Genomic DNA, 19,435 nt, shown 5'->3' on the forward strand with positions numbered 1-19,435 from the left:
CTTCTTCAAAATAAAATTTTCGCTTTTCTACTTCATCAATTTTAGATAAAAGTAAATAATGACTCCAACTCAATTGGTCAGACAGTGTCTGACTTATTGGAAAAGATTTATAAAATTTTCGCATATATTTTAAATTAGTTGCCGAAAATCCTTTTCCAAAATCTTCTGTTAACTTTTTTGATAAATATTTTATTATATGTTCTCCATAACCAGCTCGTTGTTCCCCATTTTATTCTTCCTCAACAATCATTCTTCCGATATTCCAATATGCATCAACAATTGCAAAATTAACTGCTTTAGATACTTTTTCTCTTGCTCTGCTTAAAGTAGTCTTGATGTTATCATATAAATTATCATTTTTAAAACTTATATCCTTTTTATATTCCACTTTCAATCAACTCCCCCAAACAAATCTATATGAAAATTGTATAGCACTTTTAAAGAAATTGCTATACAATAATCAATTTCACCTTATTTTTGTAGGTTATAGTAAAGTTGTGATAGAAAGTATATTTTTTCCTATTTATGATACGGTTCACCGTTATTAACCAAATACATTATTTTATCCTTATTAAATTATTATATCTGTTACTATTATGGTAATTAAAACTACATTCTCAAAATAGTAAATTATAATGTACCCTATAGAGTAGACGATTTAAAAAAAGTCTACCCTATAGGGTACATTTTATAACCCAAAAACTCTTTGCTGTTTTATTTATGTTTATCCATTTTATCCTCTAATGCTATTGCTGTTAATTCGTCTGCTTCTCGATGTTGTTTCTTAATATATCGATAATCCAGTTCTTACACTCCATTTTTCATTTATATCCATAGTAATATAGAATTCCCTTTTAATATCATCTTCTATAGAAATTAATTTTACAAAATGAGACCATGACAATTTTGCAGACACTGTCTGCAAAATTTCTTTATCAGAAATAACATCATAAAAACGAATCATATTAAAATCATTATCTAATATTAACGCATATACAAAAAGACCTGCTGTAGAAGTAGGTCTTTAGCAACTTATCTTGTAATATATCTTGAGGAGGTAATTCTGTAATGTACTGAGCTACATATATTGCACTTCTATCTAGTTCCAGCAATTCAACAGTTTCTTGAGATTTTTCTGCACAAAGTATAATCCATATTGGTGATTCTTTTCCTTCAACCTAAATGTTATATAATGACTTATGAAAATAGCTTCTCATATCTAGTGTCTGAATAACTCCTTTTCATTTTCTATTAAATCTTCTACTAAATATTTATAATCTAAATATTGAATCCCATTTTGACCATTATGAACTTGCTTACATAATAAACTTTTATAATAGATATCCATAGCCATTCTAATATCTATCTTTTTTTTCTCTGCAAGATACTTTATAATATCATTATCAAGTGATTGTATATAAAATTTTTCTAAGTCATTTTGATTGATGCTCATTTATTTCACCTCATAACTTTTTATAAACTTTAATTTATTATCAATTAGCTTTTGACTTATCAAACATATTTGATTATTCATTTTATAATATCTAATCTCATTTAAAGTTCTCTTTTCATCCCAAATACCCTTAAAATACATATCTATACTTTTAAAAACATCATCATCAGCGACACTTCCTATAACAGCATCATATTGTTTATATATCTCTTTACCTTTTCTACAATCGCAAACAAAATTAAGCCAGAGCTCATCATCCGCTTTAAAATTCATAATATTATATTCATTTAATTTTTCTGGGAACTCATACACATTTACTACTGCTTTTAACTTATTTCTCATTCCACGTCTTTTAGCCCATTTCTCTGCTTGTTGTTTATACGTGGTTATATAAAAGCCTCTACCAAAATCTAAGTATTTTTTAGAAAATTCAACTTTAGGATTTTCTATTTTTTCCGTACTTCCGTGATAAACTATCATAATTTTACACCTCTTTCTTTTAATATTTCTGTAATATCTTCCATAAGATACTCATTCCCAAGAGTGTGTAAAACATCATAGCATTCTATAATATAACTATCTAATACATCTGTTTCTATTAATATTTCATAAATTTCATATACTGGTTTATTTAGATAATAAGAAAGTTTATTAATAATAAATACTGTAAATTCTAATTGTTTTTTACTACAACTTTTCATTAATAGTCACTTCCTTTTTTTATTTAATTTAAACGACGCTATATAAGAATTGTATAGGAACTTTTTTAAAATTGCTATACAATAATCAATTTTACCTTATTTTTATAGCTTATAGTAAAGTTATGATGCAAAGTATATTTTTTCCTATTTATGGTACGGTTCACCGTTATTAATTCTATACGCCCTATAAACTTGCTCAAGTAACATAACCCTAAACAATTGATGAGGAAAAGTCATCTTTGAAAAACATAACTTATAATCAGCTCTCTTTAAAACTTCCTTGCCTATACCTAAAGATCCTCCAATAATAAAGGTCACATCACTCTTACCCCCTACACTTAAATCCTTAAACTTCTTAGCAAACTGTTCTGAAGTCAAATGATCTCCCTTTAAATCAAGGGCTATCACATAGGATCTATCCTTAATCTTTTTTAAAATAAGTTCTCCTTCCTTCTCCTTGATAATCTCTTCTTCCTTTTCAGAAGCATTATCTGGTGTCTTTTCATCGGGAACTTCTATTATATTTAATTTACAATATCTACTTAATCTCTTTGAGTATTCATCTATGGCTGCCTTTAAAAATTTCTCTTTTATTTTTCCAACTGAAATTACTGTTATATTCATTTTTCTACTCCTTATTCTTTATGAATTTCGTGATTTTAAAATTGTTTTATATAGTAATTTGCCTATAAGGGAAACTATTGAAAATTTTTGAAATTGAGGAACGTCACAACATCCTATGCTACTTGAACATGACTCATGAACCTATCTACGAAGATTCAGACTTTGACTTGTGACAAGGACTTCAATGGAAAAAAATTTCAATAGTTTCCCTTATAGGCTCACCTACCTCTACTTCCCACACATTAAAATAGGTAACAGACATGCTGTTACCCATTAGAATCTACACTACCAAATATTTAGGTGGTTCACTACAAAAATCACAATTATGTGGACTACTCCAGTCCGTAAATGAAACTTGATCCAGTCTATATATGTCTGGACATTGTTCGTATACCTCTACAAAGTCATCAATGGCCCTAGGTAAATGTTCTTCGCATACTACATACATCTTCTTCACTCCAAAAGCATTTTTTTCTTTAGTACTATCTCTTAGGTGTAGCTTTTAAAACCACATCTAAGGTAAGTTGTTTATTATTTCTTAATATTCTTAAGTTTATTTTATCATTTGGTCTGTATTTGTAAAGTACCCTTACTAATTGTCTCATGGATTCTATATCCGTATCATCTAATTTTGTTATAATATCTCCTTGCTCAAGTCCAGCTATTGCAACGGGAGAATTAGTAAATACTTGATATACTACTACCCCTTTATCTACAGGTAACTTTTCTGCGTACAAACTAGTGAATTTAGCCACATCTATACCCCTTAATCCTAAGTATACATTTTTAAATTCACCCTTTTCGATAAATTCATCCACTATGGGTTTAGCTATATTTATAGGTACAGCAAATCCCAGACCTTCCCCCGATTGAATCTTTGCTGTATTTATTCCTACAACTTCACCTTTACTGTTTAACAGGGGACCTCCACTATTTCCTGGATTTATGGAAGCATCCGTTTGAATAAGACCTTCTATACTATTTAATTCATCTATTGGAATACTTCTATTTAAACCACTTATAATTCCAGCAGTTACAGTTCTTTCAAATGCCAGTCCTAGGGGATTTCCTATGGCTATGGCCACTTCCCCTACTTCAATTTTATCAGAATTCCCCAAATCTGCCACTGGTAAATTTGTTTTATTTACTTTTACCACTGCCAAATCTAATACTAAATCATTCCATAGTACTTCTGCATTCTTAGTAGAACCATCATAAAATAGTACCTTTACCTCTTCGGTTTTACCATCGTTTACCACATGAGAATTTGTAAGTATATATCCCCGTGAATCTATTATTACTCCCGTTCCTACACCTTGGCCTTTCCTAACTCCAAAGAAAAAATCCTTTTCTATGGTTGTGGTGGTTATACCAACTACTGATGGCATGGCCTTCTTAGCCACAGCTGATACTACTCCTAATTCTTCATCTTTAGGAATAATTTCCACCTTTGGTGATGGTGTATTTACCATGTATTTTGTCATCACATAATTGGGCATTATAAATGCTACTGCCATGCCTCCTATTATGGCTGATATTAAAACTATTAATGAAATAAACCCTATAGACAAGTTTTTTTCTTTATGTTCTTTTTTTTCTCCTATAGGATCAATTCTAATTTCCTTTTCTATTTCTTCCCTTATAATTCTATTTTCTTCATTGTTATTGAAATCTTCATGATGAAAAGACAAATGACCATCACACTCCTATAGTTTTTTCTTAACCTCATATACTTTACTAATTCGATCTCGATAAGTTAAATCTATAGTTATATCTTTCCCTATTTTTATTTTTTTATCTTCTAATATATTTTTCACCGTTTGGTAGGCTAACTCTGGAAAATTATTTTCCCTACTTAAATGGCCAAGTAAAACATGACCTATATATCCATTAGATTCTAGTATTTCTGCTATGGTTTCTCCAGCCACTTCATTGGAAATATGTCCCTGATCTCCCATAACCCTTTTCTTTAAAAACCAGGGATAACTTCCCATTTTCAACATTTCCACATCATGGTTAGATTCTAAAAGTAATAAATCACTATCCCTTATTTCATTTTTTATATTATCACACACATGTCCTAAATCTGTAGCTATGGTTATCTTTGTATCATTTCTAAAAAATGAATATGCCACAGGATCTGCTGCATCATGGGATACTTCATAGGGTTTTACTTTCACATCATTTATTAAAAATTCTTCTCCCGTGTTAAATACCTTTATATTTTCTTCATCTACTTTTCCTATCTTACCCATTATTTCATTCCAGGTTTTTTCATTTGCATATATGGGTATATTATATCTTCTAGATAAAATTCCTATACCCTTAGTATGGTCACTATGTTCATGGGTTACAAGTATAGCTTGTATTTTCTCAATTTCTTTTCCTATGGAGTCCATACATTCTTTTATTTTTTTTCCTGATAAACCTGCATCTACTAATATATGTGTATCTTCACTAGCAATATATTGGCAATTGCCACTACTTCCACTAGCTAATGAACAAAAAGTGAATCCCATCTGGTACCTCCTACTCTATTAAACCAAAATAGACGGCTAGCTATAGGATACCAACCGTCTTCTTTCTTTAAATATGCCTTAAACAGATCTTTTAACTTTAGCTCCTAAACTAAGAAGCTTATCTTCTATACATTCATATCCTCTATCTATATAATGAAGATTTGATATTTCTGTAGTTCCTTCAGCCATAAGACCAGCTATAACCAAGGCAGCTCCAGCTCTTAAATCTGTAGCCATAACTTTTGCGGAAGATAATTTTTCAACCCCTTGGATTACTGCTAATCTTCCCTCAACTTTAGCTTTAGCGCCCATTCTCTTTAACTCATCTATATGCTTAAATCTACCTTCATATATGGTTTCTGTTACTATACTAGTACCCGTTGCCTTTGTAAGTAATGCAGACATGGGCTGTTGAAGATCCGTTGGAAATCCTGGATATACCAAGGTCTTAATGTTTGCCTTCTTTAACTTATTTTCTGCCACAATCCTTAAGGACTCTCCATACTCATAGACTTGTATTCCCATTTCCTTAAGTTTTGCCGTAACAGGTTCTAAGTGCTTAGGTATAACATTATCTACTATCACATCTCCACCTGTAGCTGCTGCCATAATCATATATGTACCAGCTTCTATCTGATCTGGAATAACACTATAAGTGCTTCCTTTCATTTCATCCACACCATTTATTTTAATAATATCTGTTCCGGCACCTCTAATATCAGCTCCCATAGAGTTTAAAAAGTTTGCCACATCAACTACATGGGGCTCCTTTGCTGAATTTTCTAAGATAGTTTTTCCCTTGGCTCTACAAGCTGCAAGCATAATATTAATAGTAGCCCCTACACTTACCACATCTAAGTATATTTCAGTTCCTACAAGTTCTTCTGCCTCTACTTCTATGAAGCCATGGTTTATATTCACCTTTGCTCCTAAGGCCTCAAATCCCTTTATATGTTGATCAATAGGTCTACTTCCAATCTCACATCCACCTGGAAATGCCACTTTAGCCTTCTTAAATCTTCCAAGACCAGCTCCTAATAAATAGTATGAAGCCCTCAACTTCTTAGCTATTTCATAAGGCGCATAACATTCTTCTAATTTAGTACTATCTATTTTCATTTCCTTATTTTCTTTATCGTAAGCTACATTTGCTCCTATGTCATTTAAGATTTGTCCTAATATGTTAACATCCTCTATTGTAGGAAGATTGTCCACAATACAAACATCTCCAGCTAATATAGCTGCAGGTATTATGGCCACTGCCGCATTTTTGAATCCTCCTATATTAACTTTTCCAGTTAATCTATGTCCACCTTCTACAAGTAATTTCCCCATCCATTTCAATCCTTTCAAATAATAAAAGCAATTTATATTTTAAGGCTACATATCATTATATCATTTATGAACTCATTTGATAAGTAATTAACCCATGGTAAATTTATAAATAAGCTACTTTAATGCCCATTTATACAGATAAAATTTCTTAAAGTCATGAAATATTTCTTGTATCCTATGATATTTTTCATATTCAATCCCTAAATTATGAATATAGCTCTCCATTTCCTTTATGGTTCTTACTTCATATTCTTCTAAATTTAGGCCCGTGAACAAAATTTTTCTAATATAATTTTGTATTTTCCCTATTACATCCTTAAACTCTACCCTATGATCTATGAATATGAACTCATTTATGCTTAGCTTCTTATCATTTACTAATATTTGTGATTTCAATATTAAAGAATTTCTTATTAATTCATTTAGTCTATCATATTTACTTATTTTATCTAAGTATTCTAGTATCATATTCATACGAGTACTAAGTCGTAAATGGCTATTATGAAGATAATCTTCTAATTTATATCCTTCTTTAAACTCAGTTACTATTACTATTTGGTCTTCTTCTTTGTTGGAGTATAAAATATTATCTGAAATTTCCTTCATATCTAAGGCCTCTAGTGATTTTACACAGGTTTCATCCCTAATATAGTTTATAAGTACTAGATATTGTGAATTATTTTTGTGACATCCTATAAATACATCCTGCATTTCATTTGTATGAAACATCTTTAATATACTATATTTTCCACCAACCCACATGTATACACCCACGTCTCCTTATCTCTTATAACGAATATTCACTATATTTATTTTACCACAATAGAACCTTGTATTTTTCTATTGTTAGCAAAATTCTATTTTTTTCAACAAAAAAACACAGAGACTAGTCTCCATGTCTTGAGGCATATTCAAAAAATAAACTAGTCATTTCACTGGTTATTTGAATTATTTTCTTCGTTATGGAGTCGTTTACATATGTTTAATATGCTCACTCACCATGCCTTAAAAATAATCCAAATCCCTCAGAGACTTGACTAGTTTATTTTTTTCATATACCTAATATTTATCATATGCACTTACAAATTTTACTTCTTTATTATCTAGTACTATTCTCCAAGCAGGAAAAGCCGTTCCTGATTTTACGTTTTCTGCATTAACAAAGCTTATTTTAGATCTATCAAACCAGTAACCTAAACTTATGTCCTTTATTATTATAGGTCTAGGAACTTCTTCTAAATCATCCATTACTTTTAAAAGTGCCTTGGTAGCTGGCATTATCTCTCTTTTACTTTTCTCTTTCTCCATGGGCTTTAGCCATATTCTCTCAAACGCTTCCACTCCATTAGTAGATACGATAACCTTCATATAACTATCTTCTAAAAACATGTCCTTGTAACTTTGCTTATATAATATTTCATATCTATTATTATATTCTGACGTATGCCATATTTCTTCGCCCTTATTTTTAAATCCAATCTTACTTACAAAGTCTTCTGCTGTTTTTAAAGCACTCTCCCTATCTAAAAAATACTTTTCTTCTAAAGAGCTTTTCCTGTATTTAAGTAGCTTGTTGTTTTCTATAGTTAATAGGCCCCTCGCCCCTACTAAATTCTCCTTTAATTTGTCCTCGTCATAGGTTTCATACTCCACATCTAAGGGAGCCATTTCTATGACAATTTTAGGAACTTGAGTATCTACACCTATATCCTTTTCCTTTAATATACTTTTAGTATCATTTATTATTTTATCATCTACTATTAATACATTGTTTCTATTATACATATCCTTTTGAATATTGTATATTAAGAATACATTAGTTATGATAAAGCCTATTATAAGTATATTTTTTGCCTTAGACCAATCCATTAATTTCACCAACTTTAACTAAAAACTTCCTACTATTTCACCTGTATACGCATCTATATAATAAGTTTTTACTGAATTTTTTATTATCCAAATGGGACTTAATTCATTTTTATACTTTTTCTCATAATCGTAGTATGCAATTTCCACGTTCTCTATCTCTTCAAGTATGTTCTTTGAAACATCCTTTAAGTTTATAGTTCTTCCCATTTTTACCTTCTCTTGAATATGGTTAATATAGTCACTTCTAATAGTTTCAAAATTTAAATCTATAACATGTCTAGCCTTTAGCATGGGGGTCATATCCTCTTCTAAAAACTTTATAACATTCTTTTCATTTTTTACTATTCTCTTGTATGAAACGACTTGCCTTCCAACAACCCTTACTTCAATAGGATCTACTACCTTCCTATTTAGCTCTTCACTTTTAGCATATAATGGTAAATTATTTAACTTGTATCCAAAGAAAAAACTATATCCACCCTTGTCTTGTTCAACAATATCTTTTATGTCTCTTAAATAAATTTTATTTGCGTCGGAATTTCCATGGGTAGAAATAAAGTTTATGGCTACTTTAAAGGCTTCATTTAAGCTAGTTTTTTCATTAGATAATTGAGGATCTATCTCTTCTATATATTCTACTCTACCAGTGTCTTCTATCCTAAGTACCCTCTCACCATAACCATACATATACACAATAGTTCCACTAGTCTCTTTTATCTTTCTAATAAAGTCTAAATTATTTCCAAAGAAAGTTTCCGCATAGGCCTCTGCTTGCCTTTCATTTGTAGGCATTATTTCCTTTTCTACCTTTATCTTTTGCACATTAGGAAAGGCTTCCGGCATTAAATTATTATTCTTAACACCATATATGTCTGCCATATTGTAATATATTTTATAGTCGGATTTTTCTATGCTGTCTATTTCCTTTAGTATATGATCAATATTTAGTATATTACTTATGACATAATATTCACCATTTAAGGTATCTGCCACATATACCCTTTTATCCAATTGAGATATGAGAATCCTATTTAAAGATTCTATTACTTTTCCCTTAGAATCTATTTTTAATATATCTCCTAAATCCTTAACTGGAAATATATAGTCAAACTCTAGCTCTACAGATTTGTGATCCTTAGCTTTTTTCCATGTTTCATAGTCTATTTTTGATACATTTTCTTCTTTATAACTATTCCTAATACTCTTGGCTAGGGTCTTCCATATATCATGGCTATCATAATAAATTATAGTATGCAAACCACCCCCAAAGCTTACAATATATCTCTGGGGGCTTATTATATTTACTAAATTTTCTTTTACCTCATTGGCCATATCCAGTTCTTGTGGAGTGTCCTTCTCTGTTGTACTTACTAAATTATTATCAGAAAAGTTAAGTCCCACATGGGTATTTAATCCTATACTAAGTATGAATAAACCTACTAAAATAACAGATTTCAATCTTTCTTTATTTCGTTTTCTCATTCCCAGTCCATCCCTTATATGTATCTTTTATCTACTTATTTATAACGTCTTCTAATACGGACGTCATATCTGTTTTAGGAATTTCTTCTATTGTTTTTATTATCTCTTCCTTTTCACTCTTTATTGTAAAATATTTTACTACATCCTCTTGTTTTTCTCCATCTTGGTCCTTCACATTAAAAACAATTTTATAGTCTCCCTGGGACAAATCCTTTAATTCTTTACTATAAAACTTCAGAGATTCACCCTGTTCTATTTCCTCTGGCCCTACTATTATGGAGAATTCTTTTTCTCCCTCTTCTGTATTGACTTCCTTATACACACTCAAAGCTACTGACACATGATCTTGAAGCTGAACAGATATTAATACACTATCTCTTACTATTACATCTTGTTTAGGACTTATTATTTTTATCGGTTCATCTATCTTAAGGGCTTCTTCTATTTTAGTAGCGGGAATACTTCTTTTATCTACATCTACGCCATAGGCATTTATTCCAGAAGTACCAAGCATGATAAGGACTAGTGTGCTCACTATCATATTCCTTTTCATGTACATGCCTCCTAATTATTAATTCATATATGACCCATTATATATTAGAATTATTACAATTGTGTTACACTCCTTTTAAAATAAAGTTACACGGCCATATTTTTGTGGAAAACTTTTTAAAAATCTAATATTATCCACAGTTTATTCTATATTTAGGTGAAATTTAAAGGCTCAGGCAAAGGGTAAATTCATATTGATTTTAGAAACCCCTTTGACCTGGCCTTTTTAGTCTTTTTTCTTATTTATGGGAATCTTAATAAATACTTCTGTTCCCATACCCTCTTTACTTTCAACGAAAATTTCCCCATCATGGGCCACAACTATTTGTTTAGCTATGGATAAACCAAGGCCAGTTCCACCCATTTCCCTAGAGCGAGCCTTATCTACCCTATAAAATCTTTCAAATAGCCTAGGAATAGCTTTTTTAGGTATTCCTATTCCGTTATCTTTAATCGAAGCTACAGCATAATTTTTGTCCTTATATACTTTTACTTGTATATGTCCTTCACTAGGAGTATATTTAATAGCATTACTTATTATGTTTATTATTACCTGCTCTATCCTATCTTTATCCACATAAACTGATAGAAATTGGTTTTTAGTAATAAATGATAGGGTTTGATTTTTATTCTGTGCAGTTATCTCCATTTTATTCACAGCATCTTGACCTATTTTAACTAGATTGCTATTTTTCTTATTCCATAATACCTTCTTAGAATCAAGTCTAGATAATTGTAGTAGATCTCTTACTAAACCATTCATTCTATCAGCTTCAGAATTTACAACTTGTAAAAAACTTACGGCCAAATCCTTTTCTTCTAAAGCTCCATCTAATAAGGTTTCCGTATAACTTTTTATACTAGTTAAAGGTGTTTTTAGTTCGTGGGATACATTGGCAACAAATTCTTTTCTCATATTATCTAATTCTTGTCTTTTAGTTATATCCTGAAGAACCATAACTACGCCAGCTTTTCTGCCCTTTTCGTCCATATAAGGAGCATAACTTGCACTAAGTATACTATCTCCTATTCTTAGGGTTTCTTTCCCTGTATAGTTACTAAGCCTTCTATTTTTTTGAATATATTTTAAACTTAAATTTTCATTTAACTTATTCATTATTTCATTATAGGATTTATTTTTTATATCTTCTTCCTTAAGACCTAACATTTCCATAGCCGTAGGGTTTGCATGTATTATTTCATCATAATTATTTACTGCTATAAGTCCATCAGCCATATAGCTTAATATGGTCTCTAGTTTACTTTTCTCAGAAGATATTTGAGATAAGGTAACATTAAGTTTAGCCCTTACATAGTTAAACATTTCTGCTAATTGTCCAATCTCATCATCGGACTTTACCTCAACTACCTGATTAAAATCACCCCTAGCCATTTTGGATGCTTTTTTAGTTACATCTATGATAGGCTCTGTTATACTTCTTCCTATTAAAAATCCTAGTATAACCGTAATAAATAGGGCTAATATGGTCCCTTGTATTAATATTATCTTAGCTTTCTCTAACCCCTTATATACATCAGAAAGGTCAGCCCTTATATATAAAATACCCTTGGGCTGGCCTCCTTTTAGTTGTATAGGAAATGCCATATTTTTAGTTACAATGTTCCTTGATTCTATATATATATCCTTTTGGTCAGTTTTCCCATTTCTAGCTTCAGTAAGAAGGGTGTAGTCAAGAATGTCTATGGCATCCTTATTTGTTCCACTATTTTTACTTCTAGCTATTATCTTAAAGTCCATATTTACTATGAATACTTCTTCTTTAAGGCCCGTTGGCCATTGATCTATGTTTCTTTGAATATCTTCTTCATACTCGTTTAAATCTTCAAACCTTGCTATGGTTTTTATAAGACCTTCCTGTCTTCCTAAGTTATTTAAATTTTCACTTACCATATTAAGTTGATATTCTTGAAACTGCTGTATTATAAAAACACTTACTATAAGCATTGCAATATATACAGGGAGAAAATATATGGTTATAAACTTCCACCTTATACTTTTAAACATCTCTTAGGCCCTCCTAAAGTAATATCCCACTCCCCTTTTTGTCAATATATATTTAGGATTGCTGGAGTTGTCTTCTATCTTTTCTCTTAATCTTCTTACTGTCACATCTACTGTTCTTATGTCACCAAAGTATTCAAATCCCCAAACTTCTTCTAAAAGCTGTTCCCTAGTAAATACTTGGTTTCCTTGGGTAGCTAAATATTTAAGGAGATCAAACTCCCTTAAAGTTAACTCTATTACTTTATCTCTCTTAGTTACTTCATATTTATTTAAGTCTATCTTTAAATTATCAGACTCTATTATATTGATCTTTTTAGTTTCCACAGGAATAGAAGCTCTTCTCATATTTGCTTTAACCCTAGCCATTAACTCTCTCATACTAAAGGGCTTAGTTATATAGTCATCTGCTCCAAGTTCTAGACCTAATACCTTATCTACTTCTTCTTCCTTTGCCGTTAACATTAATATGGGTGTATCAAAGCTTTCCCTTACCTTTTTACAAACCTTAAAGCCATCTACCTTAGGAATCATCACATCTAATAAAATTAGATCTGGTTCAATTGTATATACCTTTTGAAGAGCTTCATCTCCATCATAAGCTGTACTTACTTCATATCCTTCTCTTTTAAGGTTAAAAACCAAAATGTCAGAAATAGCTCTTTCATCTTCCACTACTAATACTTTTCTAGCCATACTCAGTACCCCCGCTCCTTGTTCTTATTTATTATATAGGAAATTATATCATAAAAACCCTTTGCCTCATAAATAGAAACTTAATTCACATAGATTTCTTCCACATTTTTCCCTATAACCCTTCTATGGGCTTCATTAAATGATCTACCTTCTCCTAATTCTATAAGGATTTCATTTAATTTATTAAAACCATATTCATCTACAAATCCTTTTATATATTCAAAGGACCTTTTATAAGCTTTAAATTCATCTAATTGGTGAAAGTTTTCAGTAAGATTTTTTACATTGTATATTACTTCATCTTCATCGTCTAAATTAGCTTTCCAAATATATTCGTTTTTATCATATTCCATATAAAGACTTATGCCTTCTGTAAACCATATGGGAAAATTTCCTCTCCCTATCTCATCTACTATTAAATGGGTAAATTCGTGGACCATAGGACCGTCTTCCTTAAATATAGTTTCTAAATTTTCTTCATCTTTTATCCAATTATTTGGAGATAATACGGAAACCGTATTATAAACATATACTCCCATTGGAGGATTACCCTTTCTTAGATTAGTATTTTCATTTAGTTTTTCCCCATCTTCATATATAATTATAATTTTTTTTTCTTCTGATGTATAATTAAAGTCTTTAGCAACACTATCATATTTTTCTTCTAGGGTCTGGGCTACAAGTTTAGCTGCATCTTCATCTGTATCGTATTTAATTATTAACTTTTCTGTTTCCATAGTTTTAAATGTATCTACTTTTTTTAACATTATTATTTCTCCAATTTTATTTATTATTGGATATATTTTAACTTTTATAAAATTAAAGTTAACTAAAACAACAATTAAAAGAATTAAACTTACTAATAATTTGGCTCTTCTTCTCATAGTTAGAACCCCCTCTCTAATAAAAAAAGACGCCTATTAAACCCATTTAATTTAATAACCGTCCCTCGTAATCACTTAGTATATCACAATATATGCACCAATTTCACTGGTAATATTATCCCTCCATAGAACAGTGTCCAAGCCCCATGCATACATTGGTAATGAGAATATATTGTATGGAGTGGTTTTCAGTGAGAAGAAATCGTACCCAAAACAAAGTAGACAAACGCATACAGCAGATTAGAGCTAAATTTGTCCATCCTGTAGTTGTAAGAAGAATGAGTGCTGGTACTAAGGATATTATTCCTACCATAGTATATAGTGAAAATAGACACGAAGATATTGAGGAATGTATAGAAAAGGTGGGGGGCACCATTAAATATAAGTACCCCTTAATCAATGCAGTTGCCGCAAATATTCCAGCAACTTCTATTGATGACATAGCAGCCCATCACATGATTCAATTTATAAATCATGATGCAAAAGTTTTTAAATGTATGGATAATGCCTCTTTAGCAATAGTAGCCCATAGAATAAATGATTTAGGATATACGGGTAAAGGAGTAGGTATAGCAGTTTTAGATACGGGAGTTTATCCCCATTATGATTTAACTAGACCTACTAACAGAATAATTGCTTTTAAAGATCTTGTAAACGGAAGAACTTCCCCTTATGATGATGACGGCCATGGAACCCACGTGTCAGGAATAGCAGCAGGAAATGGATATGCTCAATTAAAATACAAGGGAGTAGCACCAGAGGCCAACATTATAGGTGTAAAAGTTCTAGATGGTAATGGTAGTGGATCTACCTCTGATATTTTAGCTGGCATACAATGGGTAATAGATAATAAGGATAGATACAACATTAGAATCCTTAATATGTCCTTAGGAGCACCAGCTGAAAAAAGTTATAGGGAAGATCCCCTAGCTAAAGCCGCAGCCAATGCCTCTAGTCAGGGATTATTAGTTTGTACAGCAGCTGGAAATAGTGGTCCTAATGCAGGTACTATAAATAGTCCTGGTATAAGCCCTCATGTCCTCACAATTGGAGCAGTAGATGACAATAAAACCATTACTTATGAGGACGACTTTGTGGCAAGCTTCTCAAGTAGAGGCCCCACACCGTCTGGACTATATAAGCCAGATATTGTAGCACCTGGAGTTGATATTTATTCACTATCTAACAAAGGACCTACTTCCTATGTGACCCATTCAGGAACTTCTATGGCTACCCCAATGGTTGCAGGTTCAGCTGCCCTGTTAATGGAGAAAGAACCTAATCTTAGTGCAGCTCAAGTTAAAAGTAGAATGTTAAATACTACAGTAGACATTAGAGAAGGAAGAAATGCAGAAGGTCATGGAATAATCAATGTTAAGGCCATGTTAGATATTAATGATGAAGACTTATCTAATATAGAAAATTCTCCCCCAAGAAATAGATCCCCTAGGAGAAAGCCCAAATTTAAGCTCCCTGGTACAGAAAATTTTGATCCTAGTCTTTTAGCATTATTAATGTTACTTTTATAAAATCTAATAAACCGTCTCCAAAAATGGAGACGGTTTATTATTTAAAAATTTAAATATAAGTCACAATGAAACCTCCTTGTACCATATGAATATAATGGTATAATATTTTCAGAAGTTGGAAAAAAACATGCATCCATATTAGGAGCATTAAAGGAAAATTATATAGATGTATTGAGGCACATTAAAAGAATTTGTTAATTAATTCTATTACTTTAAAGGAGGATCATATAAATGATATTTGAAAAGGAACGACAATTGATTGTTGAATATGGTAAAAAACTAATTACCAGTAATCTAACTAAGGGTACAGGAGGCAACATTAGTATTTTCATGAGGAATGAAAAATTAATGGCCATAACTCCTAGTGGAATTGATTATTTTAAAATGAAACCTGAAGATGTACTGATCATGGATCTTAATGGTAATGTAATTGATGGACATAAAAGACCCTCTAGTGAATATTCCATGCATAAGATCTTCTATGAAAAAAGAGAAGACATTAATTCGGTAGTTCATGTGCACTCTACCTATTCTACCACCTTATCTTGTATGAATTGGGACCTACCAGCTGTCCATTATTTAGTTGCCATTTCAGGTGGGAAAAATGTAAGATGTTCATCATATGAAACCTTTGGAACAGATGGTCTTGCCATAAGTGCCTTTGAAGGAATGAAGGATAGATATGCTGTCTTTTTAGCTAATCATGGATTACTTACTGGGGCAAAGGACTTACCTAATGCCTTTAACAAGGCAGAGGAAATTGAGTTTTGTGCAGAGATATATTGTAGAACAAAAGCTTTAGGGGAGCCTTCTATACTTTCAGATGGTGAAATGAATAAAATGTTGGGATTATTTCAAAGCTATGGTCAAGTAAAAACAGAGGAATAATGATTATAGATTTCTGGTGTATAAACTTGCTTTATGTGGGCCTATTTCAGGAAAATATATTGAAAATCTTTTCCACCCAAGTCCTTGTCACAAGCGAAAGTGTGAATCTTCGTAGATGGGTTCATGTGTCATATTGGAGTAGCATAGGATGTTGTGACGTTCCAGGGTTCCAAAGATTTTCAATCGTTTCCCTTATAGGCAAGTTACTGTATAAAGCAATTTTAAAAGCAAGAAATCTATATTACTCTAAAATTTGGATTCTAAATAAAAGAAGAAAGGCAGGAAAGATATGGAACGAATAGATAAAGGACTAGCCTTCATGCTCAGGTATGAAAATGTAGCTTGGTATGAAAAGGGCAAGGTAAAAATTTTAGATAGAAGAATTTATCCAACGAAAGTTAATTTTGTTACATGTAATAGTCATGAGGAAGTTGCACAGGCTATTGCAGATATGGTAACTCAAAGTGCTGGACCCTATACGGCAGCAGGTATGGGTATGGCTTTGGCTGCTTATGAATGTAGGGATTTATCCTATGAAAAACAAGTGGAATATTTGGAAAATGCTGCATATAAGTTGGCAAATGCAAGACCTACAACGGCAAATAGAATGACTTTAATAGTTAATGGGTGTTTAAATGTTGCAAAAGTAGCCATGGAAAAGGGTGAAAAAGTTGATGAAGAAATTTTTGAGCATACTGTTAAATCTATAAATAATCGTTATTCAAGAATAGGTATAGTGGCAAAATATTTAGTAGATATGTTCCCACAAAACGGAAATATCATGACCCAATGCTTTGGAGAAACTATTGTGGGTATGATGCTTAAGGAGTGTACAAAGCAAAATAAAAATATCAAACTATTTTGTCCAGAAACGAGACCTTATCTTCAGGGAGCTAGACTTACTGCTAGTGTGGCCTATGATCAAGGATTTGATGTTACTGTAATTACAGATAATATGCCTGCATTCACTATGCAGAATAAAAATATAGATTTGTTCACATCTGCAGCAGACTCCATATGTCTAGATGGACATATAGTAAATAAGGTAGGAACAATGCAAATAGCCATTGTGGCCAAGCATTTTGGAATACCTTATTTCGTGACAGGTATTCCAGATAAGGATTATCATTCTATCTCACAGGTTAAAATTGAGGAAAGGGATCCTAATCAAGTATTAGAATTTAGGGGTATTAAAAATACTATGGATGGAGTTAAGGGATATTATCCATCCTTTGATATTACACCGCCTCATTTAGTAAGCGGTGTAGTTACAGATAAGGGAATACTAAGTCCTTATGATTTACATAGATACTTTGAGTCAAAGGTAGAAAACTATTATTAAAATTACACAATAGGGGATGTTCAAAATAAAACTTTTAGAACATCCCTAAGTTTAAGGGGTTGATCACTTGTCTAAATTTAACTCACATTTCAGAATGGAAGCAAAAGATGCTGTTCTTTATGCAAAAGAAAACTTACGTATTTTTGACGAAAATGCCAAACTAGATGCTATAGAAATAGGTGATGGAAACATAAATTATGTATTCAAAGTTTGGGATGTAAACACTAAAAAATCAGTCATAATTAAACAGGCTGATATTTTACTAAGATCATCAGGCCGTCCTTTAGATGTGGACAGAAATAGGATAGAAGCAGAAGTATTGATGTTACAAGGAAGTCTAGCTTCTGGACTAGTTCCTAAAGTATATAAGTATGATCCTATAATGTGTACCCTATCTATGGAGGATATATCTGATCATAAGAATTTGAGAAAAGAATTACTTCATAGAAAAACTTTTCCACATCTAGGAGATCACATAACTACATTCCTTGTGAATACCCTTTTACCTACTACAGATTTAGTTATGGATTCAGGGGAGAAGAAGGACAATATTAAAAACTATATTAATAAGGATCTTTGTAAAATATCAGAGGATCTAGTATTTACAGAGCCATTTATTGATTACAAGGGTAGAAATATTGTATTGAAAGAAAATATGGAATTCGTTAAAAAAGAATTATACGAAGATAAAAATTTAATCCTTGAAGCAGGAAAGCTTAAAAATAATTTTATGAACAATACCCAGGCCCTCATCCATGGTGATCTACATTCAGGATCTATCTTTGTAAAAGAAGATTCTACTAAAGTACTAGATCCAGAGTTTGCCTTTTATGGTCCTATGGGTTATGACCTTGGAAATGTGATAGGAAACTTATTTTTTTCATGGGCAAATGCCATTGTGACAGAAGATCCTAAGCATATAAAAGAATTTGTAACTTGGATTGAAGACACTATAAAAGACATTATAAAGTTATTTAAAGAAAAATTTATTAAATTATATAAGGAAATAGTTACAGATGTAATGGCTAAAGAAGAATATTATATGAATTGGTATTTAGACTCTATCCTATCAGATACAGCAGGAATAGCTGGTCTTGAAATCATAAGAAGGGTAGTTGGTGATTCAAAGGTTTTAGATATTACAAGTATTGATCACATAGATAATAGGATTAGGGCAGAGAGGTTATTAATATTATCAGCTAAAACCTTTATAAAAAATAGGAATAACATTAAAACAGGTGAAGATTATATAAATATATTTAATAGTAATATATAGAGATATAGATTTCTGGTGTATAAACTTGCTTTATGTGAGCCTATTTCAGAAAACTATTGAAAATCTTTTCCACCCAAGTCCTTGTCACAAGCGTAAGTGTGAATCTTCGTATATAGGTTCATGTGTCATGTTGGAGTAGCATAGGATGTTGTGACGTTCCAGGGTTCCAAAAATTTTCAATAGTTTCCCTTATAGGCAAGTTACTGTATAAAACAATTTTAAAATCAAGAAATTTATAAAATAAGCCATGAAGATTTAAGAA

General features: G+C 31.4%; 21 protein-coding genes and 1 pseudogene. 4 read left to right on the plus strand and 18 right to left on the minus strand.

All coding sequences use genetic code 11. The features are described from left to right. The 18 genes and pseudogenes from N4A57_RS18655 to N4A57_RS08605 all read right to left on the minus strand — a co-directional run. Positions 1-214, minus strand: a pseudogene (locus N4A57_RS18655) (DUF1016 N-terminal domain-containing protein); the annotation flags it as partial. A gap of 15 nt (positions 215-229) precedes the next feature. Then, positions 230-388, minus strand: coding sequence for a hypothetical protein (locus N4A57_RS08525; RefSeq protein WP_293657541.1), 159 nt, complete (start codon positions 386-388; stop codon positions 230-232). Positions 389-784: 396 nt separating this feature from the next. Beyond that, the gene (locus tag N4A57_RS08530; protein WP_293657542.1) at positions 785-964 is read right to left on the minus strand and encodes a DUF1016 N-terminal domain-containing protein; all 180 of its coding nucleotides are present in this window, start codon (positions 962-964) and stop codon (positions 785-787) included. Between the two features lie 255 nt (positions 965-1,219). Continuing rightward, positions 1,220-1,453 carry a hypothetical protein gene (locus N4A57_RS08535; RefSeq protein WP_293657543.1) on the minus strand — a complete coding sequence of 78 codons (234 nt, stop codon included), beginning with the start codon at positions 1,451-1,453 and terminating at the stop codon, positions 1,220-1,222. Beyond that, the gene (locus N4A57_RS08540) at positions 1,454-1,933 is read right to left on the minus strand and encodes a DUF3990 domain-containing protein (RefSeq protein WP_293657545.1); all 480 of its coding nucleotides are present in this window, start codon (positions 1,931-1,933) and stop codon (positions 1,454-1,456) included. It abuts the gene before it with no gap. Beyond that, a complete protein-coding gene (locus N4A57_RS08545) occupies positions 1,930-2,154 on the minus strand; it encodes a DUF3791 domain-containing protein (RefSeq protein WP_293657546.1) in 225 nt (74 codons plus the stop codon). The genes N4A57_RS08540 and N4A57_RS08545 overlap by 4 nt, the downstream gene beginning before the upstream one ends. A gap of 144 nt (positions 2,155-2,298) precedes the next feature. After that, on the minus strand, positions 2,299-2,778 hold the full coding sequence (rlmH, locus tag N4A57_RS08550; protein ID WP_293657547.1) for a 23S rRNA (pseudouridine(1915)-N(3))-methyltransferase RlmH: 480 nt from the start codon (positions 2,776-2,778) through the stop codon (positions 2,299-2,301). 280 nt (positions 2,779-3,058) lie between these two features. Further along, positions 3,059-3,226 (minus strand): CxxH/CxxC protein, encoded by a 168-nt coding sequence (locus N4A57_RS08555; protein WP_293657588.1) that lies wholly within the window; start codon positions 3,224-3,226, stop codon positions 3,059-3,061. A 34-nt stretch (positions 3,227-3,260) separates the two neighbouring features. Continuing rightward, the gene (htrA, locus tag N4A57_RS08560; RefSeq protein WP_293657548.1) at positions 3,261-4,469 is read right to left on the minus strand and encodes a serine protease HtrA; all 1,209 of its coding nucleotides are present in this window, start codon (positions 4,467-4,469) and stop codon (positions 3,261-3,263) included. A gap of 15 nt (positions 4,470-4,484) precedes the next feature. After that, positions 4,485-5,297, minus strand: a complete 813-nt coding sequence (locus N4A57_RS08565; protein ID WP_293657549.1) for an MBL fold metallo-hydrolase — start codon at positions 5,295-5,297, stop codon at positions 4,485-4,487. Positions 5,298-5,375: 78 nt separating this feature from the next. Then, positions 5,376-6,632 carry a UDP-N-acetylglucosamine 1-carboxyvinyltransferase gene (locus N4A57_RS08570; RefSeq protein WP_293657551.1) on the minus strand — a complete coding sequence of 419 codons (1,257 nt, stop codon included), beginning with the start codon at positions 6,630-6,632 and terminating at the stop codon, positions 5,376-5,378. A gap of 114 nt (positions 6,633-6,746) precedes the next feature. Further along, positions 6,747-7,406 carry a hypothetical protein gene (locus tag N4A57_RS08575; RefSeq protein ID WP_293657553.1) on the minus strand — a complete coding sequence of 220 codons (660 nt, stop codon included), beginning with the start codon at positions 7,404-7,406 and terminating at the stop codon, positions 6,747-6,749. Positions 7,407-7,691: 285 nt separating this feature from the next. After that, a complete protein-coding gene (gene yycI, locus N4A57_RS08580; protein ID WP_293657589.1) occupies positions 7,692-8,501 on the minus strand; it encodes a two-component system regulatory protein YycI in 810 nt (269 codons plus the stop codon). Between the two features lie 18 nt (positions 8,502-8,519). Further along, the gene (locus N4A57_RS08585) at positions 8,520-9,983 is read right to left on the minus strand and encodes a hypothetical protein (protein WP_293657555.1); all 1,464 of its coding nucleotides are present in this window, start codon (positions 9,981-9,983) and stop codon (positions 8,520-8,522) included. Positions 9,984-10,014: 31 nt separating this feature from the next. Next, entirely contained in the window at positions 10,015-10,536 is a 522-nt protein-coding gene (locus N4A57_RS08590; protein WP_293657557.1) for a hypothetical protein, read from the minus strand. Positions 10,537-10,761: 225 nt separating this feature from the next. Continuing rightward, a complete protein-coding gene (locus N4A57_RS08595; RefSeq protein ID WP_293657558.1) occupies positions 10,762-12,561 on the minus strand; it encodes an ATP-binding protein in 1,800 nt (599 codons plus the stop codon). A gap of 3 nt (positions 12,562-12,564) precedes the next feature. Next, positions 12,565-13,254, minus strand: coding sequence for a response regulator YycF (gene yycF, locus N4A57_RS08600; RefSeq protein WP_293657560.1), 690 nt, complete (start codon positions 13,252-13,254; stop codon positions 12,565-12,567). 80 nt (positions 13,255-13,334) lie between these two features. Next, positions 13,335-14,138 carry a peptidase MA family metallohydrolase gene (locus N4A57_RS08605; protein ID WP_293657561.1) on the minus strand — a complete coding sequence of 268 codons (804 nt, stop codon included), beginning with the start codon at positions 14,136-14,138 and terminating at the stop codon, positions 13,335-13,337. A 191-nt stretch (positions 14,139-14,329) separates the two neighbouring features. Between N4A57_RS08605 and N4A57_RS08610 the strand changes: the two genes are divergently transcribed. The 4 genes from N4A57_RS08610 (at position 14,330) to mtnK (ending at position 19,173) form a co-directional block, all read left to right on the plus strand. Next, complete coding sequence (locus tag N4A57_RS08610) at positions 14,330-15,667, plus strand: S8 family peptidase (protein WP_293657563.1); 1,338 nt, start codon at positions 14,330-14,332, stop codon at positions 15,665-15,667. Between the two features lie 231 nt (positions 15,668-15,898). After that, positions 15,899-16,555, plus strand: a complete 657-nt coding sequence (locus N4A57_RS08615) for an L-fuculose-phosphate aldolase (RefSeq protein WP_293657565.1) — start codon at positions 15,899-15,901, stop codon at positions 16,553-16,555. A 289-nt stretch (positions 16,556-16,844) separates the two neighbouring features. Next, a complete protein-coding gene (locus N4A57_RS08620) occupies positions 16,845-17,897 on the plus strand; it encodes an S-methyl-5-thioribose-1-phosphate isomerase (protein ID WP_293657567.1) in 1,053 nt (350 codons plus the stop codon). A gap of 94 nt (positions 17,898-17,991) precedes the next feature. Continuing rightward, positions 17,992-19,173, plus strand: coding sequence for an S-methyl-5-thioribose kinase (gene mtnK, locus N4A57_RS08625; protein WP_330671488.1), 1,182 nt, complete (start codon positions 17,992-17,994; stop codon positions 19,171-19,173). Positions 19,174-19,435 lie beyond the last annotated feature (262 nt).

It is taken from the genome of Anaeromicrobium sp. (assembly GCF_025210435.1).
Taxonomy (GTDB): domain Bacteria; phylum Bacillota; class Clostridia; order Peptostreptococcales; family Thermotaleaceae; genus Anaeromicrobium.